At 44.9% G+C, this 26,558-nt stretch carries 19 protein-coding genes; 5 read left to right on the plus strand and 14 right to left on the minus strand.

Annotated features, from left to right (window positions below):
- Positions 1-409 precede the first annotated feature (409 nt).
- Positions 410-628, plus strand: coding sequence for a DUF2945 domain-containing protein (locus tag F0261_RS18245; protein WP_014949794.1), 219 nt, complete (start codon positions 410-412; stop codon positions 626-628).
- 28 nt (positions 629-656) lie between these two features.
- Positions 657-1,256 (plus strand): DNA-3-methyladenine glycosylase, encoded by a 600-nt coding sequence (locus tag F0261_RS18250; protein ID WP_171338611.1) that lies wholly within the window; start codon positions 657-659, stop codon positions 1,254-1,256.
- Positions 1,257-1,272: 16 nt separating this feature from the next.
- On the opposite strand, the gene F0261_RS18255 is transcribed toward F0261_RS18250, so the two are convergent.
- The 4 genes from F0261_RS18255 to F0261_RS18270 form a co-directional block, all read right to left on the minus strand.
- Complete coding sequence (locus F0261_RS18255) at positions 1,273-1,608, minus strand: hypothetical protein (RefSeq protein WP_014979563.1); 336 nt, start codon at positions 1,606-1,608, stop codon at positions 1,273-1,275.
- A gap of 37 nt (positions 1,609-1,645) precedes the next feature.
- On the minus strand, positions 1,646-2,026 hold the full coding sequence (locus tag F0261_RS18260) for a VOC family protein (RefSeq protein WP_014976792.1): 381 nt from the start codon (positions 2,024-2,026) through the stop codon (positions 1,646-1,648).
- A gap of 39 nt (positions 2,027-2,065) precedes the next feature.
- Entirely contained in the window at positions 2,066-2,404 is a 339-nt protein-coding gene (locus F0261_RS18265; RefSeq protein WP_039225393.1) for a nuclear transport factor 2 family protein, read from the minus strand.
- 85 nt (positions 2,405-2,489) lie between these two features.
- Positions 2,490-3,110 (minus strand): LysE family translocator, encoded by a 621-nt coding sequence (locus F0261_RS18270; protein ID WP_014979565.1) that lies wholly within the window; start codon positions 3,108-3,110, stop codon positions 2,490-2,492.
- Positions 3,111-3,369: 259 nt separating this feature from the next.
- Here F0261_RS18270 and F0261_RS18275 point away from each other — a divergent pair, with 259 nt between their 5' ends.
- Both F0261_RS18275 and F0261_RS18280 read left to right on the plus strand, forming a co-directional pair.
- Positions 3,370-4,797, plus strand: coding sequence for a PLP-dependent aminotransferase family protein (locus tag F0261_RS18275; RefSeq protein WP_171338612.1), 1,428 nt, complete (start codon positions 3,370-3,372; stop codon positions 4,795-4,797).
- A gap of 107 nt (positions 4,798-4,904) precedes the next feature.
- A complete protein-coding gene (locus F0261_RS18280; protein ID WP_014979567.1) occupies positions 4,905-5,312 on the plus strand; it encodes a hypothetical protein in 408 nt (135 codons plus the stop codon).
- Positions 5,313-5,366: 54 nt separating this feature from the next.
- On the opposite strand, the gene recD is transcribed toward F0261_RS18280, so the two are convergent.
- From recD to recC, 3 genes are read right to left on the minus strand one after another with little or no spacing between them, the layout of a single operon-like run.
- Complete coding sequence (gene recD / locus F0261_RS18285) at positions 5,367-7,592, minus strand: exodeoxyribonuclease V subunit alpha (RefSeq protein WP_171338613.1); 2,226 nt, start codon at positions 7,590-7,592, stop codon at positions 5,367-5,369.
- A gap of 33 nt (positions 7,593-7,625) precedes the next feature.
- Positions 7,626-11,576 (minus strand): exodeoxyribonuclease V subunit beta, encoded by a 3,951-nt coding sequence (gene recB / locus F0261_RS18290; protein WP_171338614.1) that lies wholly within the window; start codon positions 11,574-11,576, stop codon positions 7,626-7,628.
- Positions 11,573-15,196, minus strand: a complete 3,624-nt coding sequence (gene recC, locus F0261_RS18295) for an exodeoxyribonuclease V subunit gamma (RefSeq protein ID WP_171338615.1) — start codon at positions 15,194-15,196, stop codon at positions 11,573-11,575. Before recC ends, recB begins: the two co-directional genes overlap by 4 nt.
- Positions 15,197-15,831: 635 nt before the next feature.
- On the opposite strand from recC, the gene F0261_RS18300 reads away from it, so the two are divergent.
- Entirely contained in the window at positions 15,832-16,485 is a 654-nt protein-coding gene (locus F0261_RS18300; RefSeq protein ID WP_110288718.1) for a dUTP diphosphatase, read from the plus strand.
- 159 nt (positions 16,486-16,644) lie between these two features.
- Here the strand turns inward: F0261_RS18300 and F0261_RS18305 are convergent, their stop codons facing one another.
- The 7 genes from F0261_RS18305 to F0261_RS18335 form a co-directional block, all read right to left on the minus strand.
- Positions 16,645-18,324: an AMP-binding protein gene (locus tag F0261_RS18305; protein ID WP_171338616.1), complete on the minus strand. Its 1,680-nt coding sequence runs from the start codon at positions 18,322-18,324 to the stop codon at positions 16,645-16,647.
- A 221-nt stretch (positions 18,325-18,545) separates the two neighbouring features.
- Positions 18,546-22,718 (minus strand): EAL domain-containing protein, encoded by a 4,173-nt coding sequence (locus F0261_RS18310; RefSeq protein ID WP_171338618.1) that lies wholly within the window; start codon positions 22,716-22,718, stop codon positions 18,546-18,548.
- Between the two features lie 216 nt (positions 22,719-22,934).
- Complete coding sequence (locus tag F0261_RS18315; protein WP_171338617.1) at positions 22,935-24,323, minus strand: ribonuclease J; 1,389 nt, start codon at positions 24,321-24,323, stop codon at positions 22,935-22,937.
- A gap of 68 nt (positions 24,324-24,391) precedes the next feature.
- Entirely contained in the window at positions 24,392-24,625 is a 234-nt protein-coding gene (locus tag F0261_RS18320) for a DUF2789 domain-containing protein (RefSeq protein ID WP_014949810.1), read from the minus strand.
- A gap of 123 nt (positions 24,626-24,748) precedes the next feature.
- Positions 24,749-25,099 carry a DUF2750 domain-containing protein gene (locus F0261_RS18325; RefSeq protein ID WP_014949811.1) on the minus strand — a complete coding sequence of 117 codons (351 nt, stop codon included), beginning with the start codon at positions 25,097-25,099 and terminating at the stop codon, positions 24,749-24,751.
- Between the two features lie 72 nt (positions 25,100-25,171).
- Complete coding sequence (locus F0261_RS18330) at positions 25,172-26,002, minus strand: LysR family transcriptional regulator (protein ID WP_049587635.1); 831 nt, start codon at positions 26,000-26,002, stop codon at positions 25,172-25,174.
- Between the two features lie 126 nt (positions 26,003-26,128).
- On the minus strand, positions 26,129-26,296 hold the full coding sequence (locus F0261_RS18335) for a hypothetical protein (RefSeq protein WP_168463489.1): 168 nt from the start codon (positions 26,294-26,296) through the stop codon (positions 26,129-26,131).
- Between the last annotated feature and the right edge of the window lie 262 nt (positions 26,297-26,558).

A 26,558-nucleotide genomic window follows, 5' to 3' on the forward strand; every position in this document is an offset into this window, starting at 1 on the left:
GATGCCGTTTGAGGGGGGAGACCATTCCATCGTTGACCTTTGGTGTACGAATTTTGGTCTAAATGGAAGCCTTTTAATCGCGAAACAGTCCTGCAAGCCTAGCGAGCTAAGTTAAAGGACTGTGACAAAGAGTAAAAGGCTTCCATAACGACCCCTTCGGGCAGCGCCTTTGTGCCATCTATACTGCGTTGAATGTTTTCGATTTAGAACCACTAAACCGTCATATATCCGCCTTGTCTAGATGGCACACAGACCGCTGCAAAAATGTACAACAAAGGTCAACAAGCCCTAGGGTTTCAAACTTTCTTTACTTTTTTACCATCCTTATTTCCCCCTTTTTGAACTCAGGTCTTATTCTTTTCGTTAAACAACTAAGTGAATAGTTGATTTAGTGGCTTAGGGAATATTTATGAAACATTATGCGGTAAACACAGAAGTAGAATGGGAATGGGGAAACGGTAGTGCAACGGGAAATATCAGAGAAAAATTTACCAATGATGTAGAGCGCACGATTAAGGGTTCGTCGGTTAAACGAGAGGCTAGCGACAGCGACCCAGCCTATCTCATTGAACAGGACGACGGTAGCAAAGTGCTAAAATCTCACAGCGAAATTACGAAGTCGTCTTAATTTGTTGATTAATAAACCTAAACGAAAAATGCAGCGTTCTTTTTTCACTAATAGCGATGTCGTCAATATAGCGAAGTCGCTCATTGGTAACTTCCTGTTTAGTAACGTCGACGGCGTACTAACCGGGGGAACGATAACAGAAACGGAAGCCTACCGTGGACATCATGATCTTGCCATGGAAAAACACCTGTTGCGGCGCCCTTCTTCGATATCAACACTTAAAAAGCAAGGCGGCGTTGCTTACATCTACACCATTTATGGTTCTCACAGTATGTTGAATATTGTTACAAATGACGCAGACCACACTGATTCAGTTCTGATCCGAAAAATTAAGCCTACAGAAGGTGTAGACAAAATGCGTGAACGTCGCGGCGTGAACACATCATTGCGTAATCTATGTGACGGTCCAGCTAAGCTGACACAAGCTCTTGCGATAACACCTGCGCTTAATGGTGAGCCTGTGTTAAATAACACTCTGATTTGGATTGAGCAAAGTAACCATGCCATTGCTAGTAAACATATCACTAGTTCGCATCGCATTGGCATAGACTACGCAAAAGACGATCAAACCGGTAAGCTAGGTGCACGGGATGACACAACCTTGCCTTGGCGGTTCACGCTTAAGTAGCGCACCTCAATTGAAACTACTTCGCAAAAGCGAAAGTCAGCTTGCAGTCGATGTATTTGAGCAATTTGTTTACCACCCTTGGCACGGCAATATCACCGTTAGCAATTTTTGATTCAACATAAATATCGCAGTCATCATATTGAATTTGCTGGCGAATAACGTAATCGTTGAGTTCGTCAAACAGGCTTTCTTTTAAAGGCACCATGCCAATGAACGCACCTGAGCCTTTTTCATCTACAAATTCTTCACGCTTACTAAAGTAAGCGCCTTCAATTTCTCGTTTTAGCGTATACGCCTGCATGGCATCTAATTTTGTTAAGCGAAAGTGCACGCTAGTTTGGGAGTCTGTCACTGGTTATCTCAGTTTTTCTTGAAGTTTATCTAAATGGCTACTGCTTTATTTCAACTTTCCAAGGCGGGTTCACTCTATTCTCTCCTGCCCAGTACAGCTTTATTTTGTTGCCAGAGGGATCTCTTAAAATGGCCTCTTTCCAAAGGTAGCGCTGCTGCGTTGGCGGCTGCTCAAAACGAATACCTTTTTCCACAAGAGAGGTATACAACTCTTCTAGCGCCTCGTGTTCAAAATAGATCACACTGTGATTTTGAGCACTTTCGCTTTCTAAAGAGAGCGAAAAAGTGGACGAGCCTTCAGGACAGGTGAATCTGGCATAATGCGGTGTATCTACAATTTGAGTGAACCCAAGTGTAAGGTAAAACTCCACCGCTTCGACCATATTGGTAACGGGTAACGTAACTTGGTTCAATTCCATGAAGACCTGCTCCTTGTATTTGTATTGTTTGCGCTAGATTTAATCGTCGCGTCCTAGATAAGCGTGAATAGCTATGATTTTACCGTTTTCATTAAATTTCAAGACATCAACAACGAACAGTGTTTCAGACTTATCCACCACAATTTTGAGCTCACCAGACACCATCTTCTCGTTTACCATAGTAGACAGCACATCTATTTCTATCGAGTCAGCATTCTCAAAGTTCTTACGTGTTTCATCAACGGCTAACCGTTTACCTTTTACAGAAATTTTCCAGTCCCTTAATGCAATGTCATCCGCAAACATATCGGAAACACTGTCTAGGTCCTTTTGTTCATAGGCTCTTAAGTATTGAATAAAGACTTCGACCCACTCCATTTTACGTGTTCCCTTTATCAGTTTTTTAAAAGACACCAGCCAATCGGTTTACACCCAAAAGGCCAGCGTCCAGTTAATATAACCGTTACACTATCAAAAATAACGTGGCTGCTGTGGCCGCGCCCATTGTAAGGTTAAACTGCCGTCTTCGAGTTGGCGAACTCAACCACACGCGTATTTTTGCGCCTACCGCTGCCCAAAGAGAGATGCTTGGAAAACCAATCACGGCAAAAGCAGTAACAATCGCAATACCAGATTGGGTGTAGTGCTCGCCAGGCAGTGAAAACGTGCCTACGCTGGCTAACGCCATCATCCATGCTTTAGGGTTAATTAACTGAAATAATGCCCCTTCCCACCACTTGAGCGGCCCTTGGCGTTTGGTCGATTTAATTTTGTTTTCTACTAGGCCTACTGGCTCATCTACGGGGCCAGTGGCAATTTTAAATGCTAACCATAACAGGTATGCCACTCCAAGTACTTTTAGCACACCGTACAGTACGGGAAATATGTTGAACAGCGCACCAATGCCAAGCAGTGTGCTTATCATTAGACCTGCAACACCAATTACAATACCCAGCATGTGCGGCAGCGAACGTTTATAACCGTATTGTGCCCCAGAAGCCAATAGCATCATATTATTCGGGCCAGGCGTTACCGTACTGATGAATGCGAATGTCGCAAGCGCGATGAGTAAAGATGTTTCCATGACAGTCCTTATGTGTTGAGGTGAGCAATGCGTTTCTTTAAAAGAAAGGGGGCGGTTAACCAAACGCTTGTTTTTCACCAACACAATACAATCATATTTTTGTATGCATCATACCCAAATACATTTAAAAACAGCCATACAGTTTAGTCATTGTAACGTCTGTATGGTAGTTATTTCACCAATCTGTATGGTTAAAAGCTCCTATCAATTAAGATATAGTTATCTGTATGCAGATGACTCCATAAGAATAAATATTGCGATGACGCTTTACGAAACATTAGCCAATGAACTTAAAGCCCAAATCGAGCGTGGTGTTTTTGAGGTGGGGAACAAGTTACCTTCGGTTAGGCAGCTGTCAACGGAGCATAAAGTAAGTATAGCTACCGTGCAGGAAGCATATCGAGTGTTAGAAGCACAGCAACTGGTAGAGGCAAAACCTAAATCAGGTTATTTTGTCGCCCGTAGTATATTAATAGATAACACCCCTAGCATGACGAAGCCTCCCCAACGCCCTATGGATGTGTCTCAATGGGAAGATGTGCTAGACACTTTGCTGAATACCTTCAATAAAGATCATGACGCTAAAACCCTATGTCAGTTTCAGCATGCCATGCCCAACATGACTGCCAAAACCCTTAAACCGCTTATAAAACGCCTGCATGAACTCACCAAACATCGAGCCTTGGACGGTATGATATACGGTGACGTAAAAGGTGATGAAACTCTGCGAAAACAGCTAAGCCGATTGGCCGCAGCATCTGGCTGTGTGTTGCAAAGCGACGAATTCATTGTGACTTCTGGCTGCCAGGAAGCCTTATCTGTTTGCCTTCGCGCAGTGGCGAACGCCGGCGATGTGATAGCTGTAGAATCCCCCGGATTCTACGGTGCTATGCAAGCTATAAAAGGCGCCGAATTAAAAGCGTTAGAGATCCCCACCGACTCTGAAACAGGACTGAGTTTACAGGCATTAAAGCTAGCGCTTGATCAATGGCCGATAAAAGCCATTTTAGTCGCCCCAACGGTAAATAACCCTCAAGGATTCGTTATGCCTGAGGCGAAAAAGAAAGCGTTATATGAATTGGCCAGAGAGTACGACGTAGCCATTATTGAGGACGACATTTACGGCGATATTGCCTACGCCTACCCTCGTCCAAAAACCATTAAATCGTTCGATAAAGATGGGCGCGTTTTACTGTGCTCCTCGTTTTCAAAAACGCTAGCGCCTGGTTTTCGCGTGGGTTGGATAGCGCCGGGAATCTATAGAAATAAAGTGCTCCACGTTAAATATGTCAGTAGCTCTATGTGCCCTACTCTACCCCAATTAGCTATAGCCAGTTTCATTGAGCAAGGCGGTTATGACAAACATATTCGGGCTATGCGTCACCATTACCTAAGTGCACGAGACGCACTACGTTCAGACATTAAGCGTTACTTTCCCGCCGACACCTGTATTAGCTACCCTCAAGGGGGCTATGTGCTTTGGGTAGAGCTAAACAGCCGTTATGACTCCGTGAAGCTGGCTGACGAAGCCAAGCAAAAAGGAATTTATGTCGCGCCAGGGCAGCTATTTTCGGCAACAGGTAAGTATCGACATTGCCTGCGTTTTAATTTCATTGATAGTACGAAGGCTGCGCGCACCGAAGCTATTCAGCGTCTTGGGGAGATGCTTGTTGCACAAGAAGCCTAATTTTTTATACAAAGTGCGTAAACCCAAGGGCAGTTGATCCACATCAACACAGGCTAGCCGTAAGTCCACCAAAATAAAACCATTCAAACTAACCTGTGAAACTTTGTATGCTTACGTTAGTGAATAATACAGATGCGAATGATGACATTGTGCCTGAAGCACACGGACTATACCGTCTGCATTTAAAGCCTAACACGCAAATGGCGATAGAGAATAAGCCCGTCTTCGGTGCGAATATTACGCTACATAGCAGCGTATTGAAGCATGATAATTTTGTGGCAACGCCAGATAATATATTAGGTTGGCTGGATCACTGCGGTTTGTCACACTTTGCAGTGAAAGCCGAGACCGACAATTCAGAAAGTGAAGGCACGTCTGTACTTTTGCCTTCACAGTTTTTAAATGCCGAAGGCGGAATTTTGCGTGTAACTGCCCCCACTCGCATTTATCTAATCAGCAAAACCCCAATTGATATTAACAGACGCGGCCTGTGCCTTTTTACGCCAGTAAAATAACCACACAGAAATGTACTCTGACCCCAAAATTTGGGGGTCAGAGTACATTTATTTCTATTCAACCTCTGGGGTGGCGTTTGATGTGATCTCTAGGTGCAGGCTAATCGCTTCAGACAGCCCGGAATAACGCTTATCCACCCGTTGAACCATGTGGCTAAATGTAGCGTTGTCAGAGATGATTAAGCAGCCGTCTTTAGCACGGGTTAACCCTGTGTACACTAGGCCTCGATGAAATAAATTGGCGGCTTTCTCGCTATCAGGCTTAGGAAGAATAAGTACAACATGATTAAACTCAGAGCCCTGAGATTTATGTATGGTCATGGCATACACAGTTTCAAACTGCGGTACTCTTGATAGCGATATGCTGCGCAACGCTTGTTTTTGCTCTAGCGTCTTGTCAGCACTGTCTCCCGCATTTGCCGAAGCTTTCTGACTTGAACCGTTTTGACCTGAAGCTTGGCTATCCTGGTAAAACCACGCATATAGCTTTCCTTTGCTGTCAGGCCAGATTACACCAACCTCACCGTTTGATAGTCGTTGAGGATGATGATTCTTTACAATCATAATGGGCTGACCTTGATAGAAATGGCCTTCCCGCTTTCTGATCTTGTGCTTGATGGCATCGAACACCAAATTATTCAGCCCTTCTACACCCATTGCTCCTTTGCGAACTGGGGTTAGCCACCTAACCACATTCAGGCGATTAAGCGCTTCTTCTGCACTGCCAGCATCAAAAATAGGCAAGAAGCTTTCTTTGGCCAACTGGTGTAAATCACGGCCGCTAACCTGGAGCTCTGGCCATAGGTGAACGCCAGATTGTAGTCGCGATGCCGTATTTGAACCAGGGTTTGAATCGATATTTGAACCAAGACCCGCACTTTCGTTATTGTCGTCAGTCTTATCGGTAATAGCGGCAAGTGCACCGCTTGCATCACCTCGCTGTATGGCCGTTGCAACTTTAGCCACCTGCCCCTTGAAGCGCTGCGGTGCTTGCAGAGTTGCTACATAGCTTTTTGCCTGCTCATCAACAGGTAACAGGGGCAAATGCGGGCATAGCGTAGCAATGTGCTGACGCATCAACGATGGCACGCCACCTAAAGAAAGCCCGTCGTCATGACTGTTTAAACTAAGTGAGCTATGTGCGCTGTTCGTGCCATTTGGCACATTCGCGTTGTCGTCAAAACTTGCTGTCTCGGTACTAACTAGCTGCTCTAACACGTTACCAAGCTCAACCGCAGGAAGCTGGTCAGCGTCTCCAATGAAATAGAGCCGTGAATGGTCTGGCAATGCTCGTACTATACGTGTCATTAGCGCTAAGTCGACCATACTTGCCTCATCGACAATGAGTACATCTGCTGACAACTGGTTGTGCTGATTGAACTTAGTCGATACACCGTGCTCGCGCAATCCTAGTAATCTATGTAGCGTCACAGCATCGGTAGGCACGTTGTTAAGCACTGTGTCGTCCAACTTGCCGCGAAGCCCGTCTATGCTGTTCATGATAGATTCGGTCATACGCTGTTGCGCTTTACCTGTAGGCGCCGCCAGCACAATTTTTAAGTTTTCATCGCAAGCCTGTAGCGCCAGTAATAAGCGCAATACAGTATAGGTTTTACCTGTTCCTGGCCCACCGTTTATAACGCAAAAGCGCTGCATTAGGCTTTTCGCCACCGCTATTTGCTGCCAATCTTGCCGATCGGTTGTTTCGGTAGGAAAGATTGCTGGCCAAAGTTGCTTTACTTTTTCGCTAGCTTTATCACTTAAGGGCGTAAGCGCCGCTCGTTCTACAACATTTCGTGCTACTTCTTGTTCAAACTCATAGTAGCGACGGCTGTACAGCTTGCCGTTGCTATAGACAAATAGTTGAGCCACCTGCTCGTTAACCACTGCACTTTTTACAATTCTAAGTAACGGTGTTAGTTGTGGCACGTCGACACCTGCTTTGGGCGCTTTTTCCTGCTCGGTTTGTTCAACCAGTGTCAGTGAAGCAGCCGCCACCGCGTTACTGCTATGCTCATTTTTTTCGGCCGCCAAGACTTTCTCTTGTTCTGCGTCTACCTCTTTAAAAAGCGTCGTACCCGCTATGTCTTTAAGATAGATACAGCTGTGGCCATTGCGCTGCATATACGACAAATACGCTAAGATCCCAGCCCAAATAAACTGTTCTTCTTGCTCCAGTTCATCAATAAAGCCAAATTCTTTTGCGACAAATTTGTCGATCGCCTCGATGCCAAACAAGTTATCAAAAAATGACGGTACAGAGTGTTGATTGCTTTTCATTATTTTCCTTTGCTTTAGCCTCTATGATGTTGACTACTCGTCATCGAAACTAAACTGCTGCTGACCCGAAGACGTTTGTTCCAAAGGCTGGCGAGAACTCCCTGCATGCTTTGTACTATCGCCTTGGTAGGCATCATCTTTGCTCGCAAATATCCCGTCTAATCGATTGAGTACAGACGATGGAATATCAGTATAAAATACCCCTTCCCCGCGCTCGTTTTCTGGGTGCATGCCACGTAGATACAGGTAATACACCCCACCGAAATGCATATCTGGATCGTAGTTAGGCAGCGTATTCTTTAAATAGCGATGTAGCGCCAGGCAGTAAATTAAGTACTGAAGGTCGTAAAGGTGATGCTGGTTGTTATGAAACAGCGCTGTTGGCGTGTAGCTATCTAGAGTATCGCCAAGCCAGGTTGACTTGTAGTCTGCCACATAAAACTGACCGTCATGCTCAAAAATCAGATCAATAAACCCGTGCATCATTCCCTGTAATTTTGCAGTAATTAGTTGTGGCGCTGTTTCCACTTCACCACCAATAACGTCAGCCACGTTTTTTCGATGAGTCGCGAGTACTTCACGAAGCTGAGTCCATTGCGTGTCGTTCATTGGAAAATAGAATTCGGCTTCGCGCAGGGTTTGCGCTAAGGGCAAAACACTCATACTTAGCTGCATATTGGGATACAGAGGCGTCTTTAGCGCTTCTTCTAACCATTCATAAAGTAGCGGCGTTCGCTTTTCATCTAACCCGAAGCGGTTAACCAGTTCCTTACCCGTTTCTTCCCAATCGGGCGCACTAAAGTCACTGTGCTCTAGAATATCGTGAAGTAAATTGCCTGCGCTCGCACCTTTCTCTAGGGTAAAACGCAGATCACTTTTACTTACCGTACTTTCAATACCTGCCGAGAAATTGATGTCTGCATCAATTGAGCCCATCTCACCCACAAGAGTGTCGCTTGCAAACACTTCTTCATCTCGAATGGTTTGAAGTACGGGCACACTAGGAAGGGTTTGACTCAAGGGCTCTGTTGTTGCTCCGGACTCTGCTGCTGTGCCGGTTTCAACGCTTTGGTTAGCACTAACCGTGGTTAAACGGCTCATTGCTGAGAATGAATACAGTCGCCATTCTTCGCTTGCCGTGCCGGTAAATTGCAACGCAGTAAGCTGAGGTAACTCACCTTCTTGTTCAAAGCCAGTATACACTTCCTCAAACTTATCACCGTCGATATGGCAGGCATGAGACGCTTCTTCTTCAGCAACTCGGTTTAATACACTCGACCAATCGTTGTTGCTGCCGTCGCCACCTACACCAAGTGCTCGTGCTAATGCACTTCTTTCATTGTTAGTCATAGGTACAACGCCCATGTAACAGCGATGGGCAGCCCGTGTTACTGCCACATAGGCCAGTCGCATGTCTTCCGCTTCGCTCTCGCTTTGAACGCGAGCTATGGCTTGTGGCGTCTGTCCAAGCTGCATTTGTAAATCTTGTTTTTCTTCGTCGTAATAGGTAAAGATTTGCGACGTAGTGTTGCCGTTTTTAGCGGCGTCTCTGTAGCCGGTGGCAAAAGGAACAAACACGATAGGGTACTCTAGCCCTTTCGAGCCGTGTTGAGTAATAAGTCGAATAAGTTGGCTGTCACTTTCAAGGCGCAAAGTAAGCTCTTCATCGCTTTCAGGCTTATGAATTTGCTTATTCAACCAGTCGAGTAGCTGCTCTGGGCGCTGGTGAGTAGTGCTGGCTTTTTCCAGCACTTCAGCCAAATGCTGATAATTAGTAAGGGCGCGTTCCACGCTGTCAGCATGAGGTTGATAGCTGTCTTGCATTAAATACAGCAGCACACTCATGCACCCTTTTTGCAGCCACATATCCCGCAGCGACAATACCTTGTCGATAGCAGCATCCCACTGCGCGTCATCTTCATGGTATAGCAATTCAATGAGTGTTTGTGCGCTATACCCCCAAAGCGGTGACGCCAAGCTCGACGCCACTTTACTGGTGTCGTTAGCATGCCAAATACCGTTAAGTAACCGCAGTACATCTTTGGCTTCGGCACTGGCAAATAAGTTACTGCGATCACTTAAATAAACGCACGCCAAGCCTTTTTGCTGCAGTACGCTTTTGATAGCGCCAGCTTCGGTCCTGTCTTTCACCAAGATAGCGATATCCTGAGGCTTCACCGGCGCGGTGCCACCATCGGCGGTTTGGAAGTGCGCTTCGTTCAATAAGCGGTAAATCTCTTGCGCAATCCACTGAGCCATTTTGCGACGCATAATGTGGGCGTTTTCTTTGTCCTCCAAACACATGCTAACGTAGTTCATTGCGCTGCGTTTCGTTACAGCACTTTTCATTACACCGCTCTTCATTAAACTATCTTGTTCGGCAGGGTCGATAAGTGGCGTTTTTGCCGCGGCCGCTTTAGGCGTAAATTCCACAGGGTTGTATTTGATGTCAAAGCCAAACACGTCGGTGGGTTTATTTGATGCCACAGGCGCGCCAAAAAATAACCGATTATAGGCTTTAACCATTCCCTCAACCGAGCGCCAGTTGGTATTCATCACCCAGCGGTAATCAGCCTGCCTACCCGCCTTTAAATAGGTAAAAATATCGCCACCGCGAAAGCGATAAATCGCCTGCTTGGGGTCACCTATCATTAATAACGCACTTTCGTTAGCATCCGCAAGATTAGGATACACTGCGTCTAAAATAGCGTACTGCTTTGCATCGGTATCTTGGAATTCGTCAATAAGCGCTACGGGAAATTTTTTGCGAAGCTCAGGCACAAGGGTATTGTTCGGCTTCACCACTTCGTCGGCGAGCATGCGAATAAGATCGTCGAAGTCGATAACGCCAAGCTGTTTTTTCTGCTTTTCAACGCGGGATTTGATGAACGAAATGGCTTCAACCACCAGCTTGAATACAGGCACTTTGCCAAGCGCCTTATCTTTCTCGCCAAATGCTTTTTTAAGCGCCACTGCAAAGTCTTTTATAGGCGTTAAAATCTCTTTTACACCAGATGCGTTTCGCGCATAGCGGTTACCTTTAACGAAGGCCTCCGCTTCGGGCGGCGGAAGATAATAACTTTGTTCATCTACGCAAGAACACAACCAAGCTTTAAGTGCAGCCAACTCCTGCGGCCGTTCTTTTTTATGGGCCGGTGTTTTGATGAGCTGTTCTACCAATAGCCCTTCATTGTCTTCTACGCTTTGAAGTAGAGACTTCACGTAGGCTAAAGACGTGTGAGGTGCTTCATCTAGCTGCGTTTTACACGCCGCTTCAATATCCTCTTCACTAAGCAATATTGGGGTCAGAGTACTTTTAATACTGGCGTTAAATTCTCGCAGCAGTCTGTCAGGTGTATGCCAGCCTGACTCTGCCAATAGCCTAAACTCGTCCTCACTTTTGCTAATTTTTCGAATGAAGTCTTCGGCAGCTTCAAGATATAAATCGCTGGTGTCATTGCCCAAGTTAAGCGACATGGCAAAGCCACTGTTAAACGCTAACTGGGTAATAACATGCTGACAAAAGCCGTGAATAGTAAACACCGAGGCTTCATCAAGCTCCAGCTGCGCCGCTTTTAAAAGAGCCAAACTCTCGTCAGTTTCACAGCTGTTAAATAAATACTGATAAACCGGGTCACAGCCACTGTCTATTTCATTGCCGTTATCTTTGGCTTGCTGCCAAATAAGTAGAGCTTCTCTTAGTGTTGCCGCAATACGCCCCTTTATTTCTTCGGTCGCGGCTTTGGTGAAAGTCATCACCAATATTTCTTTAACGGTGAGCTTTTTTTCAAGCAATAGACGCAGGTACAAGCGCGTAATATTAAAGGTTTTACCTGTGCCAGCGCTGGCCTCAATAAGGTGGCGCCCTTTTAACGGCATAGCGACGACATCGAGTAATTGCGCTTCAGTGCCGCTGTGGTCGTCGGTTTGCAGCTGAGCTTGTTCGTCTATAGGGTTATCAGAGGATGTAGGGTTGTAACTCATAGCTTCTCCTCCTGAAACGCATTGTTGACCATGGCGAGCAGCACAAAAGCACTTAAATGCGGTATATCATTCCAACTCACGCCCTGAGGAAACAGCCAATTTAAGTAGGGGTTGTTTGCCATATCGGCGCTGAATTGCCCACTACTTTGCTGCCAGTCGGTTAGTGCTCGCTGTAACTCTATCGTGTTAAAAAGTGCAGCGGCTTGGTCCACCGCCTGCTTTGCTCTTTCGTGTTTTTCGCTTGTCGTTTCGCTAGCTATAGCGTTGTCTTTATCAGTGAACGGACACGTCTCGTCAATTGCATGTTGAACTTGGCTAAGTATCGCTTTGTCGGTTTCACTAGCCCCGTCCGCACTATTTAGTAGAGCATGCAGAATGTCGGTAAACATCTCAGGCTTTATGCTTTCCACTACAGGCTTAGTGTTTGAATTTCTGGTCCCGGGCATAAAAGTACCGAACAAACTTAAATGAATAGGTGTCGGCGCTGTATAAACAGCCATGTAAAGCTGTTCAATAAACAAAAGTAACCGCACAGCAGTTTCCCGGTCGTAAGCGGGGAAGCGCTGCTTTTTCAAAATGGTTTCGCCCTTTTCCCAAGTGCACGAATAGATATCTAGCGGATAGTTACTGTAGTTGGTTTCTTCAACGCTACTTGAAAAAACTAATTGGGAGATGAAGAATCCCAGGGCGCGATGTGCGTCAACTTTGCCTGCACATAGCTCGACTAGCGCGTCACTGCCTAATAAAGCCGATGAAGTAAAGGTGATGTATTTGCCTTGAAAGTGCGCTTTTTTAGGTTCTGCGTCATGAGGGCCCATGGCCTGACTTAATGCCAACGCACCTTCTTTCCACATGTCAACTTCATCTCTGGCAACGGGGTTATTGGGGATATCCCCTCTAAGCGACGCAAACGTGACCACTTTTTCACTATATGAAAGCGGGGTAACATCATCTTTCTCTGGCGCAATGCGCTGTGCAGATGAAAAGATAGCGTCGAGCACCTGGTAGCGCAGCAGCGCATTGGTTTCAAACGGCTCGCTATTTTCAAGTAGCGTAAACGATTGAGACAGATTCACGCCCAGCCGTTGGACAGAGAAATACTCCAGCGGATCTTTGAAAGCTCTCGCAATTTGAATACCTGATAGACGAAGCAATTGCGTTGATAGTGCATCAGGTGATGGCGCTAACGTTGCCGTATCCGCATCATTGGCAGATTCATTATCTGCTTCATCGGTATTTAATTTCGTTTTTTGTAACGCGTCAGCTAACCGTAACCACCCTGTTTCGTAGCCCGGCAAGATTCCCGTAAAGCCTTCTTCACTGAACGGGTGAAGCGGCGCATTAACGCTGTACTTTGATAAATCCAGTGCGTAGCTGTTTGCTAACATATCCATGAACTCAGCTAATACTAGACTGGGTTGCCGCTCACTGTTATTGGTAACGTCGTTCCCTTGGTAACTTAAATATAAGCTGTCTCTGGTGGAAATAATGGCTTCTAGGAATAAATACCTGTCTTCCAAACGCCGTGAGCGATCACCGATTTGGCGGCCAGCACCTGCCATTAAATCGAGACCTAGCGGGCTTGATTTTCTGGGGAATTCACTGTCGTTCAGCCCCAAAATGCACACTTTTTTAAACGGAATGCTTCGCATTGGCAGCATTGAACACACCGTAACCTGACCGGTCATAAAGTGATTACCAGCATCTGGCGACGAGAATCGATTGAGTAGCAGGTCGCGAACCTGACGAAGGGTGAGTTCGTGTTCATAACCTGCCTCTTCGCACCGTGCAGCAAGATCGGCAGCAACTTTGGCAATAAGATCCCAACTTTGCTGCTGCTCTTGTATCGGCATAAAACACGCATCTCTAAGCGATATTAAGGCTTTAGACCACTGCGCGGCCGTTCTTGGGGCTGTTAATACTTGTGCAAACTCATCCAACAGCGCCACAACGTCAATAAGCTTGCCTAGCGTAAGCGCACTTTGTCCTTCAACGTCGGGAATAGTAAGTAGGTCACTAACAATGACTTCACTATCTGGTGCAAGCATGCCCATAAGTAATCGGCGTATTCCCCACCACCAGCTATAGGTATCGTCTAGATCAACACCTTCTGAAACGGCAGTTTTGTGGGCGCTATTAAGACCCCAATGAATATGAGCTTGTTTTAGCCAAACCACCATTTGCTCGATATCATCTTGTGACACTGAGAAACGCTTTTGCACTGAATCTAACTGCAAATAATCCATAATGTCCGACACACCAAAACGGCTATCGGGCAGTTGTAGCAGCGTCATAAATGCCGCAATCAACGGCTCTGCATCCATTGGGCTTCTATCTGCAATGGTACACGGAAGCCTAACCTGTCCCCTGCCAGCCAAAGCCTTTGTGCCTACTCTGTGAAATACAGCATCAACAAATGGCGCGTAGTTTTCGATGGCCGGGCACATCACCAGAATATCAGATGGGGTGCGCGTTTTATCTTGAGATAACCAGTGTAACAAGTGGTCGTGTAATACCTGCACTTCGCGAAGCGCGGAATGGGTACACATGATAGTAACGCTATCGTCTTTTTCTCTTAAATCGCGAGTAAGTGGCTTCGGTTGAGCGGCTTGCAAGATATCGTTGTGAATATACTCGAGTAGACCACGAGCATTGTCGCTTTCAGCATTATCGTTTTTCTCTTCAAAATCCGGTGAATCAAACGCACTAATCTCAAAGGTATCCAGTTCAGTGAGTAAGTTGAATAGCTCTCTGCCCTGTTTACCTAAGTTTCCAAGCAGCGGGTTCGACTGATCATCTTCCATCCATTTTTTGAGCCCTTCTAAACGCAATAATTTCGCCTGTTCGCTACTGCTTTTCGCTTCACCCCAATAATTAACGCTAGGATTTAAATGAAATATATGAATATCAATGTGCTGCGCGAGGGCGTCAAAAAACGCGATCAGCTGCGGGGCCATAGTGTTAATGGCAAACACTATGACACGAGTAGGCAACTTATTCGCTGGATCATTTGGTAAATGGCCAGCTTCCAACGCATCGAGCGTCATTTGATGCAAACGTGCAGGATGCAGCGGTTGCTCTTTGACCAATATGCGCCAAATTTCGCTTTGCCATATCTCCATGTCATCAAGTACAGCGCGTTCGTTAGCTTCCCATTTAAACAACCAGTCCGGGCGGTACAACAAGTATTGCTCGTACACATCGGCCAGAGCGGTAGCTAGCTGAAGGCGCTGTAACCCCTGCTCTTGTTCACTTCCTGCATTTTGCCAATACCGGTTAACTTGCTCGAAAGCTTCTGCGCTCATCAGAGAGCCATCTTGAAGAATATTGTCGATACGCCATGTCAATACTTCACGACGATATGGAGATTGCTTGGGTACTTTGTCCTGTCCAAGTACTGTACGTGCTGTATTCCACATAAAGCGAACTGGTAAAGGGTAATCAATATTCATTGCCACGCCGTGTTCTGTGGCAAGCTGCATACTGACCCAGTGCTGCATACCCGGGCTTTCAACCAAGATGGTTTCTGGTGTAAACACACCCATGGGCTGCTGACGTAAAAGCGTGGTGAGAAGAAAACTTAAGTGTTCTAATTTATTAGAGGGATATAGCGCAAGCAATCGAAAAATCCTTTGTAGAACGTGCTTTTAGATACTGTGCAAAGACTGTGCAGGTATCGTCGACCTTATAATTTAGTGTATCGCATTGTGCTCAGTAGTTAAGTTATTTCTCCAAAATTTAGATAATCAAATATCTTATGATAATAAAACAAATACCGGGGGCATGGCGAAAACAAAATCCGGAGAGTTCTTAGCGAAGTAATAGAGAGATCTGGCGCAGTAAATGAGTACAAAGAAGCGTGTATGGGCGACTTTTAGACAAAAAAAACCCACACAGACCTCAGGACACGAAAAATCTGTATGGGTAAGGTTTACGGTCTACTCAGTAACAACGTGAATAAGCGTTGCCTGGCACTCATTCACGTTAGCGCTACTGAGCAGCACTGTTAACGATTTATGTTTTGCAGGTTGAATGCCAACTTTTTAAACTATAAATATCAAACACTTGCATTAAACGAGAAAACATGACCAATAAGTCATAGTTTTACCGTGGTGCAAGTGCACCACGAGCAAGCAGACATTAAAGAAAGCGCTTTACTCTCGCTGTCGTAAATTTAGCAGTTTCTCCCGAAGCGTCATTCAAGTACAATTTCGCCTTTACGAAACGCAACACAATTTCACGGTCAGGAGCAACAATGTTAACCGCGCAACAACTCGCCACTATGCTTTCTCTTCAGGATAAAATGAACGCCAAAGTAAACCCAGACTGGCTAAATGCTGGTTACGGATACTTACGTGCAGCAATGGTAGAGTCAGTTGAAGCAATTGAGCATCACGGCTGGAAATGGTGGAAAGCACAGCAAAAAGACTTGCCACAGCTTCAGATGGAATTGGTGGATATCTGGCACTTTGCACTAAGTGCCTGCATTATTGAATACAAAGGCGATATCGCTGAATCTGCAAAAAGTATTGCTTCTGAATTAGCAAGTGGCAAAACGCTAGTAACCTTCGATGGAAAGGACTACGACGCGTCAAATTTGTCGCTTCTTGATAATTTAGAGCTCATGACGGGCCTTTGCGCCGCCAAACGCTTTAGCGTGCCACTATTCATGTTCATCGTAAGCCAGTGTGAAATGTCAGCTGACGAACTGTATCGTCAGTACGTAGGTAAAAATGTGCTCAATTTTTTCCGCCAAGATAACGGCTATAAAGAAGGCACTTATGTAAAAGTGTGGGAAGGTCGTGAAGACAACGAGCACCTGGTAGAAGTAATGGATGCCCTCGATTTAACGAAGCCAGAGTTTAGCGACTTAGTGTATGAAGGGTTACGCTCTCGCTACCCTTCTTAAAGCGACAATTGCGTTTCGTTTGACGCGATTTAGCCTCGCTGTAGTACTTATAGCCCAACACAGCTTCAACGCTTATTGCGTCTCCTTCCGATAACAAAAAGCTCTGTCATAGACAGAGCTTTTTTAATTATTGCCAAAGCAAAAGACTCAACGACGATTTTACGCGTCAACCCAAACTAATTTGTCGCTATAGCTACCTTGGATAATATCTACAAAGCGGTCTTCTAAAACATGACGTTTTACTTTGAGCGTAGGAGTCAGCAAGTCGTTTTCGATGCTCCATTCGTTTTTCATAATGACGACGCGATCCATAACTTGATGGCTTTCCAGTTTTGCGTTGATAGCTTCGAATGTTTTCTTAAGGCTTGCTTCAATGCCCGCTTTGTCTTTTTTCTGCGCTTCTTCACTAAGCACTAGCAAAGCCACAGGTTGAGGCAAATTAGTCCCCGTTACACACACTTGCTCAACAATAGGGTTTTCCATGAATTTTGCTTCAATCGGCGCTGGCGTAACATACTTACCCTTCGCGGTTTTAAAGATGTCTTTTAAACGACCAGTAATTTTAACGTAGCCATCAGCATCAATGACCCCTTTATCGCCAGTGCGCAGATAACCATCCTCAGTAAAGACTTCAGCCGTTTTTTGTGGTTCCAAGTAGTATTCCAGCATATTGCACGGCGACTTAACTTGAATCTCACCTTCTTCTGACGTGCGGATGTCTACGCCGTCGTATGGCTTGCCGATACAGCCGATTTTATCATGACGGAAAGGTACACTGCCGGTGCCATAAGCACTGTTCTCGGTCATTCCCCATCCCTCAGAAATGTAGATACCAATTTTCGCGAACCATTCAATGACTGCTGGTGCAAGTGGCGCCGAACCGCTTGCCCACAAACGTGCGTTATTAATGCCCAAGCCATCGCGAATTTTCTTCGCAACAATTTTGTTCAAAATTGGAATTTTAAGCAGCGTATCCAGTTTCTTCTGCGGCATTTTCGCTAACACGCCCATCTGAAACTTTGTCCATAAACGCGGTACCGAAATAAATAGCGTTGGCTGACAGTGACCTACATCCCGTTGGAAGGTAGTTAAATCTTCTACAAAGTGAATTTTGCCACCACTGTAGTAGCTTGAAAGCTCGACCAGTACACGCTCTGTAATATGCGCAAGTGGTAAGTAGCTCATTGTGCGATCGTTTTGGTTAATACCCAATTGATCGAGCGAGCGACGCGCTGCCCAACAAGCCGTATTGTAACTGTGCACCACCCCTTTAGGCTGACCGGTACTGCCAGACGTATAAATGATTGTCATCAAATCATCCATATCAGGTACAGGCGAGTCTGTTATGGGCGCGATATCCATAAACGCTTTCCACTGTTGCTTAGTAGCAATGTTTGGATAAGGAAAGGCAACCGTTAAAGATTCTGAAGGAATAGAGGCAACTTGTTCCGCAGTATTATCTAGTTTTCCAACGAACAATAGCTGTACGTCAGCATGTTTCAATACATACTGGACCGTGTCTGGACCGGCTGTTGAGAAAATAGGTACCGACACGTGACCTGCCATCATAATGCCCAGATCAGCGATAAACCACTCAGCACAGTTTTTTGAAAAGATACCTATACGGCTGCCTTGCGGGAAATCGAATTCACGTAAACGTGCTGCCACTTTTCTGGCTTGTTCGGCGACTTGCTTCCATGTGTAGTCGTGGTATTCACCGTTAATAGGCTGCGTAAGAAATACGTCGTTCCCACGGCTCTGTTCCCAGTGGTACAACATACTTAATGGCGATGTTATTACTTCCGTGGTATTTGCGTTTGCTGTCATGTCTAGCGGCATAAGTCACTCATATGTTGTTATAATGTAGCTCATTTTTACAATGATTTCACAGACTTCTAATAAGCCCTATTTTTTATTGAAAAACAAGCTTTTTAAACAAGCGTTTACATTCTATGCGACGAATAACAAGGCTTTAGAGGCTAAATTTAGTTTTCTTATAGATTTGGCTTTTGAATCTTTATGGTCTTATCTGTTAGAAAAACGCGGTAAATATCGACGTTTTACCACGCTTTAAATAACAGCGGTGCCACTTCCTCGGCGGTACAAGGCTTGGCGTAGAAATAGCCTTGGTGGAAATAACACGCTTTTCCAATCAATTCTTCCGCTTGCGCTTTTGTTTCAACGCCTTCCGCAACACAACTCATATTCAAGTTATTCGCTAACGTAATGGTTGTTGTTACCAGCGCTTCGTTTGCATTACCCGGCGCCATTTCGTTAACGAAACTCTTGTCGATTTTTAATACCGACAACGGATAACGCTTTAAATAGCTTAAAGACGAGTAACCTGTACCAAAATCGTCAAGGGCTAATACAAAACCTTCTTTCACAAACCGATTAATCTGTCTTAACGCATTGTCACTGTCATCCATCAATACGCCTTCGGTAATCTCGAATCGAAACGCTTCTTTGGGTAGATTGAACTCATCAAGCAAGGTTAGCACACCGGTTAAGTCGAATTCGGTTTTGAAATGAAGTGCAGATAGGTTAATAGAAACAAACCCCGTGAAGCCTTGGCTATACCAAGACGACAAGTCCTCTGCCGCTCTTCGCATTGCCTGTCGTGTAACTTCTATTATGTACTTCAATTCTTCAAGTACCGGAATGAACTGATTGGGGAAAAGAGGCTCGTTATCCAGTTTTCCTCGCAGCAGTAACTCAACCCCAATAGTGGTATTGGTTCTGGCATCTATAATTGGCTGGTAGTGATTGAAGAAGCAGTCATCTGAATAGGCGCGCTTTACTTTATTTTCAAGCTGTAAACGCGTTTTGGCACGTTCATTCATGTCTGTCGTAAAGTAGGTAAAGCCGCTTAATGCGTCCTTCTTCGCCGTATACATAGCCACATCAGCCTGCTTGATAAGCTCAGCAGGCTCAGAGGCGTCTTCGGGATAAAACGCCACACCAATACTGCACGAAACACGAAGCACTTCCTCTGCTAACGATATAGGCGTTTCTACTGATTCAATGATTTGGGCCACGAATGAGCTCAAGTCGTCATTGGCATTAACTTCCTCAATAACAATAACGAATTCATCGCCACCCAATCGCGCAACGGTGCCCGACTCAGCCACAAGGTTTCGCATTCGGTTGGCTACAATGCGCAGCAGTTTGTCACCGTAGTCATGCCCAAGTGAGTCGTTAATACCTTTAAATCTATCTAAGTCAACAAACATCACCGCCACACGATGCTCATGATGACGGGCAAGCCCAATAGCATGCTCCAGTCTGTCTAGCAGCAATGTTCTGTTGACCAAGCCTGTTAAGCCATCGTAGGTCGCGATTTTCAGAAGTTTGCGCTCAGCATTTTTTTGTTCTGTGATGTCGGAAATAACAATCAAGTAATGCTCTGCAGTGTTACTTTCGCCACTTACCGCTGTTATATCAATAAGCACGTCGTAGCGCTTGCCATCAGCACCATCGATCACGGCCTCGTCTTTCCAAAAATCCCCTCCCTGCATTTCCGGTAATTTGCCAGACAGGTGTCTATTCAACGTTGGGTAACGCAAATAAAGCCGTGCCAATTGCTTGGGTAACGGCTCTTTATTATTAAAGCCGAACACGTGTTCAAAAGCTGGGTTCGCGGCAACTAAACGCTTTTCTTTATCAAAAATTAAAACCCAGTCTCGAGTTTGTCTAAAAGCGTCACTGAATAGCGTTACCTGCTGCTGAGCTTTTTGTAATCTAAACAGTTGGCGTTGACGGGAGAGTAAATATGCTACGAATAAACTCACGATGAGCGCAGCGTAAATAGTATATGCAAGCGGTGAACGCAGAGGCGCATGTGGCATATAAAGCGTAATTTCAGCCGGTAGCACGTTATAGTCGAAACTACCTGGCGTGGGGGCAACAGAAAAAACGTAGTCACCCGGTTCTATGTTGGTAAAGGTTATTTTTGCATCGTCAGTCACGCCTTCTGTAACGACGCGATCACCGTTTAACAGCTTGTAGTAGTACTTTACTTTTCCTATGCCTGACATCGCTAATGACGAAAAATGGATGGTTAACCCATAATCTTCGTAATCGAGATCGAAATGATGTCCACTTAGGTTTTTAAGCGGCTGATTAAGCACCCTATTATCTACGGCAACTTCCGTTATAGCAGTTTGCTTACTGAGCAAACTTCTTCCAACTTCCAAGCTTTCCAATTGCGATGCAGAGAAAACCACAGCGCCGCTCGTCGAACCGTAAGCCAGTCGACCGTCCTTAAGCTTAAGCGAAGCCCCCTGGTTAAACTCAGAAACGCTTAGCTCTCGTCCGTAGATAAAGTTCTTGATTTGGCCGGTAGACGGATCGTAATTGTGTAACCCTTTGTGCGAACTAAACCAGATATTGCCTGCTTCGTCTTTTTGCAGCCCGTAAACAATGTTTGATAATAAAATATTCGATTCATTTAGGTTATACAACGGCTCAAACGTGTCTGCGTCTAGACCAACCAACCCTACGCCACTGTATGCAAGCCACAGCACACCCATATCGTCGATAACCCACGACGATATAGAGCGATCTCGGCCACGCTGTAGCTCTGAGAATCGATAGACCAATTCATGCTGAAACGTCTCTGGGTCGATCAACCACAAACCACCTTCGGTAGCAAAAAATAATCGATCATTGTGGTAATGAGACTGCCCCAAGAATCCCAATGAAAAATTTATGTCAAAAACACGAGGATCCAGCTCTAAAGAGGAAATTTCTTTCTCGTCCACGTCATACTTTACAAAACCTTCGTTGCCAATAAAGTACAAATCTCCTTTATCTGAAAGCATCATTCCCGCGCCATACGCATCAAATACGGTGTCATCGCCACCTTTTAATACCTCTGGCCGGTTAGCCTCCCCTGTTTCCATATCAAACAACCGTATTCCGTTGTACGTATTGAGAAACAATTCGCCACTTTGCGTTGGAACAATTTTGTTTACGGCGCCTTCGCCGATAATCGCTCTTTGACTTTTTGAATACAGATACTTCTCAGACTTTTTTGTCGTGAAATCATAGTGATTAAGCCCGTTTTCTGTACCTATCCATATTTTATTAGGTTCAGTCTCGGCAAACGACCACACCACATGGCTAGTCAAAACGCTAGCCTCACCGGCTCGTTCATTCTGGATAGCAAAAATATCCGCACTTTTCACACCGAAATACAGTGCACCAGCATAGACTGAACTTAACCAGAGGTTGTCAGATTCATCTTTGGCAATGGCGATAATTTTTTTGTTTGAAATTTCGGTGAAACCGTTATGCGGTTCTAAGATGTGTTCGTATTCCCAACCACCTGCTTTTTTACTCAGCTGATATAGCCCTTTATTAGTGCCCATCCAAAAAGCGTCGTCTTTGTACTGAACCAACGTCCACACGTTTCTGTCAGATAGAACCTGTGTAAAGACATGTTCTTTTTCGCCCTGTACCTGCTTGAGAAAGTCTTGTTTCTGAGCAACAAATACGCCCGAAACCGTTGAAATCCACACCCTGTCCTTATCGTCTAAAAGTAGAAACTTTGCATTGGCGTTATCGAGGTTTTCGGGAATATCACCCAGGTAATCAAGTCGACGTAAAGACTGTTCTAAATTGTTGATATTTTTGACGTACACCCCCGATGTAGTGGCTACCAGTAAGGTGTCTTCAACGGTGATTGCCGCCCGGATGCTTTGGCTGTTACCCAACAGCGGCTCAGGGAGCTTTGCTATTCGCTCAAGGGTTTTAGTTTGCGTGTTAAATTTATGCACTTCTTCTGCCAGTGCAATGATAAGGTGCGTATCATCTTGCCAATGAAAGGTTTCCGCATGTTGCACAAAACTTTCAAAGTCGTGGTGGTACGTTGGCTCTAATTGCACCACATCTTGAGTGGCCAAATCGAGATAATAAACCCCTCTGCCGTACACACTAAACCACAACGCTTCAGTACCTTGAAGGGCAAGTCGATAAATGGATGAGTCGATAAGAGAATTGTCTGGACCTGCTATTCGTTTAGTTCTAACTCCATCCCAACGAACCAAACCACCTTCTGTGGCTATCCACACAAAGCCATCTTCGTTTATAACAATGTCGTTGACGATATCTTGCGGAAGGCCATTTTTGGTCGATAAAGACTGAAAGACGGGATTAGACAGTCGCGGCGAGGCCACCGCTTGTAGGCTTACAACTAAAAACAGCAGTAAAAAATAGTTGAAATATCTCATCAAAAATGGATCGCACGTTTTAAATTTTTATTATAAGCCCAAGTGTAACAGAATGTTTTAAACTTGGGCAGCTTCTAAAATGAGGTTTTAAAAAACGTAAAGGACACATCTATCGCATTGATAAATAAAAATTAATTTTTCTAAAGCGTACAATATGAACAAAAGCAAAAGGCGCGTCCGACTAAATACACTTAGGGCTATTTCAATATTTTTATTTTACGCTTGCTGTACAGGAATGCGACCAACTGGAACAACCTGTCTGCGAATGCTTGGCTGTGGCGCTAGCCTGTACAAATCACCGTTCTGCCCTACATAGGTCTTTTTAATACCGCACGCTTTAGCAATATTTGCATGTGCTTGAAGGTGTTGATGCTCCCCGTGAACCGGAATAGCAATGTTCGGTTTAACCCAATGATACATGAGCTTTAATTCTTCTTCACAGGGGTGACCGCTGGCATGAATTGGCAGCGTGCTATCTTCACTGTGAATAACCGTTACTCCCTTTGCCTGCAGCGCTTTACTTAATCGGTCTACACTCTCTTTATTTCCGGGAATAACTATCGAAGAAAATAGCACAGTATCCCCTTTGTCTAAGCTAAGGTAAGGGTGAGTGTCTTTTGCAAAACGCGCCAGTGCGGTATTTTTCTCGCCCTGGCTGCCTGTCGCTACGGCTAAAACTTCATGGGGGGGAAGATAACCTAAATGCTGGGGATCGGACACAGGCAAATCGTCCGGCCAAATGCCCTGTTGCTTGGCAATGCCGTACATGTTCATTAACGAACGACCGTACAGCGCCATGTAACGCTTAGTTTTCTTCGCGACTTTAGCCAGCGAAATTAGCCGTGCTATATTGCTACCAAAGCAACCTACCACCGCTCTCCCCTTTAACGGCGCGATAGTGCTTAATAGGCCGTCGTAACAATTTCTCTCAGAAATTGAAAAGCCCGGTTTTGTTGCATTGGTAGAGTCTCCAACCATGGCAAGAATATTCTCACTGCCTAGTCGCTTGTAAAGGCTAACGTCAAACGGTAAACCTGTTATAGGGTTGGCATCAATTTTCCAGTCTGCTGTATGCAATACTGTGCCTACTGGTGTATTGATTTTTAGTGCGAAGGGTTCTGGAAGAGAATGAGTAATGGCAAGCCAGTTAACGCTAAAAGACCCAATTTTCTTAGTATCGCCTGCGTCGACTTCAATAATGGCAATTCGGTTAGCCAATTTACTTCTTGCAAGCTTTCGCCTTAACACTTCGGCGGTAAAAGACGTAGTATAAATTGGCTTTTGGAAACGTTCCCAAAGGTAAGGAATTGCGCCTACATGATCTTCATGGGCGTGGGTAATGACAATGCCAGCCAGTGCTTCTTTTTGTTTAGTAATAAATGAAGGGTTTGGAGCCACAACGCGATGCGTAGTGGCTTTGAACGTATTCTGGTTAGACGCTTGGCTGACGCCTTTGTAGGCAGGTGTGAGAGGCTCATCAAAGGAAACACCACAGTCAACCATTAACCATTGACCATCGTGACCATACAAATTGAGGTTCATCCCAATTTCGCCCGTTCCGCCTAACGGAAGAAACCACAAATCATCAGAAGATGGGTGCAACAAAACGGCTATTACCTTCTCTCAGAGCATTGAATATTAGTTTGACGTTAAAATCTTTGAGCGCAGAGTCATCATTCGTGCAATTCAGCATTAAGTTGGTCTATCACTTCGGCCCACGCAGCGTCTTCAACAATGGCATCTTTCAAAAATGCAGACTGACTTTCATTCCAATAAGGCGCTTCATGAAGATGTTGGCTCTTATTCAGCCCTCGATGTGTTTCAAAAAATTCAGCAATTTCTTCGTCTGAACTTCCTAAACCGAGTTGGCTAAATAGACTATTCATTGTGGGTTGCTCAGTAAACATAACGCCTCCTTGGGTTATTAATTAAGGGCACAATAAACGCCAGATACGTTGTATCCAACTAACGTTTTTATGCCCATTTGCTCACTGGATAATTACCCTTTGTCTTCCCCTTGAGATCACATTTTAAAGGTAGTCAGCGAACTCTTCTGGCGTAATCACCTCTCCTTCTTCAGCAGGTACCGGACATACAATGACCATTAATTCATCTTGCGTCATGCCCGGCACCCACTTAGTCAAAAACTCTTCGGTGCTTAATTCCATCGCTTCACAGTGTGCCCAGTCTTCGGTTGCCCACAAGAGTGCTAACTCAGCATCAGGCCAAACCGGAACACCATCTTCTTCATCAGTAGTTAGCATTACACAGCCGTGCTCATCTTTAAGAATGAAGAGTTTCTCTTCCGCTTTAATTGTTGCAAGGCTTGCTTCTAGTCGTTGAAATGCGTTTTTTTCCAATAAAGGATGTAATTGTGACATAAGTTTCTCTCTTTAATTCTGCGACTCACATGCCTTTAAATTAGGCACAGTGGGTAAATTTAATGGCAGCGGTTAACACGCTTTAGACACGCTTTCTATTATCTCTGCTAGACCCACTCGTCTGACTTGCTTCATGCTGTGCATATACACCTTAAACGATACGTTTTCTAACATTTCAATTCTGGTCACTTTCACACTACCGGGTAACTGACTCTCAACGTTGGTCGGTAATACGGCAATACCACCTTCGCTCTGTAAATTGTTGAGCGCAAGATTCAACGAATTGGTTCTTAGCTTTGCATCGCGAAGTTGAGGGTAAGCAGTAAGCAACCAGTCTCTTGCCTTAGTTCCCCAATCAATAGCCACAAAATCTGCTGCATCAATAGTCTCAGACGCTTGTCCAATTCTATATAGCGCCAAATCCTGCTCTAGCAATACATCACTGTTTACTTCTTCAGATTTCAACGGTTCCGTGGAGAATGATAAGTCCGTCACCCTTTCGTGCAATTGTCGCGAAAGGGTATCTAACGTAAGAACTTCAGCCTTTACTGACCAATCGGGAAACGAGTTGTGTAGGTGACTGAGCATCTGAGGCAATAACAGCTCGCTCGCAAGCTGTGTTGCGCCGCAAACAACATATTCAGAGGATTGAATTTGGAGCTCTTGTTTTGCTTCGTTTAGCGTTGCGCATAATTGCCTAGCGTAAGGCAGAAGTTTCTCACCAGATTGAGTGAGCTGTATACTGTTGCGTTGCCTAATAAAAAGCGTGGTATGAAAATACTCTTCAAGTAGCTTTATGCGTGCACTGACTGCAGATTGAGTAAGGTAAAGGTTTTCAGCCGCTTTACCAAAGTGACGAGTTTTTGCCACCTCTATAAAGGTGGTGAGAAAGCGTATATCCATGCTTATTGTACAACCGAATCAAAGTGGGTCTAAATTGACACAGATAATACGGCAAGTAAACACAAAAGCACAGAAGCGCACCGCTATAAACGGTACGCTTTATTAAAATTTCACCAACTCGCTGAATTAATACTCTTCTTGGTGCAGGCGACGCTGTTTGTCACGGCGTTGCAGGTCACGCTTCTGCTTTTCCTTTACAGTACTTTGACGTTTGGAACTTGGCTTTTTAGCGTGAAAATCTTCCTCTTCTACCGAGTCCCATTCATCACGCTGGTAACGATAGTCTTTACTCATTGACTTCTCTGGGTTGTTAACACACTTCAATTATTATCTTAAGTGACAAAATAGAAAACGAATTTTAATCATCGTAGCGACAAGAATTTTTGATTATTCTCATCAGTGATTTTCATAGACTTTTAACGTCCAACTCATTTACGCTCGTGTAATAGCGATACCCGTTGCAGGGCCAATAAATAGATACTTATATTTCACTTTAATTTCAAAAATTTAGACACATCATACTTGAGGTTATCACCTCGTACTTTCTGTATACTTT

It is taken from the genome of Alteromonas sp. 07-89-2 (assembly GCF_013113925.1).
GTDB classification, from domain to species: domain Bacteria; phylum Pseudomonadota; class Gammaproteobacteria; order Enterobacterales; family Alteromonadaceae; genus Alteromonas; species Alteromonas macleodii.